Origin of the sequence: Methylobacterium mesophilicum, from assembly GCF_036441335.1 — a bacterium.
GTDB classification, from domain to species: domain Bacteria; phylum Pseudomonadota; class Alphaproteobacteria; order Rhizobiales; family Beijerinckiaceae; genus Methylobacterium; species Methylobacterium mesophilicum_B.
The window spans coordinates 232,679-234,081 of record NZ_MLBW01000036.1; the positions used below are offsets into that span (position 1 = coordinate 232,679).

General features: G+C 74.7%; 2 protein-coding genes. Both read left to right on the top strand.

What is annotated here, in order from left to right; all coding sequences use genetic code 11:
• The first annotated feature begins 185 nt into the window (after positions 1 to 185).
• On the top strand, positions 186 to 605 hold the full coding sequence (locus tag MMR14E_RS28455) for a hypothetical protein (protein WP_331318942.1): 420 nt from the start codon (positions 186 to 188) through the stop codon (positions 603 to 605).
• Between the two features lie 99 nt (positions 606 to 704).
• Positions 705 to 1,403, top strand: a 699-nt coding sequence (locus MMR14E_RS28460; protein WP_331318944.1) for a lysozyme inhibitor LprI family protein, incomplete at its 3' end; no start/stop codon positions are given.

The following is a 1,403-nucleotide window of genomic DNA, read 5'->3' on the forward strand; positions in this document are numbered from 1 at the left end:
GCGCGCGATGGCGCCGGCGCCGCGCGCCCGGCCAGCGGCCACGCCGCAGCTCTGAGACCCTGCGGGGCCGGCCGGTGCAGCCCGGTCTCGCTCATCCGACGAATCCACGCCTGACCGGGCCCCCACTGCACAGGTCCGGCAGGTCACCGACAGAGCCACCAGCAGAGCGACGTGAGAGGTGCCCCATGGGATCGATGCGGACCGCGTTCATCTACGCGGCCATCCTGTCGACGCTCCCGCTCCCGGCGGCCGCGGCGGAGACGTGCCGCGACCATTACCGGAGCGAGGGGACGCCGATGCTCCAGGCCATCACCTACAAGACGTGGATGATCTTCCCCTCGGTCAGCCCCAGGGCCGCGTTCGACCGGGTGACGCGGGCGGTCCTGGCCGAGGGGTTCGTGGGCGTGCACGTGGAGAAGGCGCTCGGGACCCTGACGGCCCAGCAGGAGACATCCGGTTCGGGGCGACCGCAGACGCTGCGGGTCGTCGTGCGCAAGGCCGGGGCAGGCAGCCGGGTCGACGCCCTGTTCATGGTGCAGGCCGGCCAGATCGGCCAGGACGTCGACCAGAACCTGTGCCGCATCGTCGATGCCGCGGCGCAGTAGGCCCCGATGTCGACCGGCTCCAGTCACGCGACCCAGAGGCGAGGTTCCGATGCGCAGTCCGGTGCGCGCTTCGGGGCGAGATTCAGTTCGGGGCCGGCCGTGACGCGCCTCCCGGCGGCCGCCCTCGCCGCATCCCTCGCCGCATCCCTTCTGGCGCCGTCCTCGGCCCGGGCGATCGACTGCCGCAAGGCGGTCAGCCCGCTCGAGCGCCTGATCTGCGCCGACGCGGCGCTCCGGAAGGCCGACGCCGCCCTGGGTGCGGCCTATGCCGGCCTCCTGCACGGCACGGACGACCCCGAGATCCGCGCGATGCTGATCGCCAGCCAGAAGCGCTGGGTGGCGGCCCGGGACACGCGGCTCGGCGACCTGGACGCGGCCGACGCGCGCGCCGTCGTGCTGGGGGCAATCCGGGCACGGACCGAGGCCCTGTCCGGCCGCTCGAAAAGCGATCCGGCCCGGCCGCACTGGATCGCGGCGGCGCTGCGGCAGCGGGCCTTCGCGGCGCGGTTCACCGGCGGTGCCTTCGCGGGGTTCGACACGGCGTGCGACTTCCTGCCCGTCGGGCAGGACCGGGTCTACGGCTGCTTCGGCAGCCGGCGCTACCAGAACGGCGACCGGGTCTGCACCCTGTCCGACGACTGGGCGAGCGGCCACACCACCGAGACGCGCACGGTCGCGCGGGTCGTCGACGGCGCCGCGCGCACGGTGGCGACCTGTACGATCGGCGAGGGCGGCGACGCGGAATGCCCGGGCCCCGGCAATCCCGACGGCCGCAGGACGCGGCCCGCCGCCCCGGCC

Bases quoted from the DNA above. Each gene is read 5' to 3' on its own strand.
- MMR14E_RS28455 (WP_331318942.1), top strand. From the start codon at position 186: ATGGGATCGATGCGGACCGCGTTCATCTACGCGGCCATCCTGTCGACG.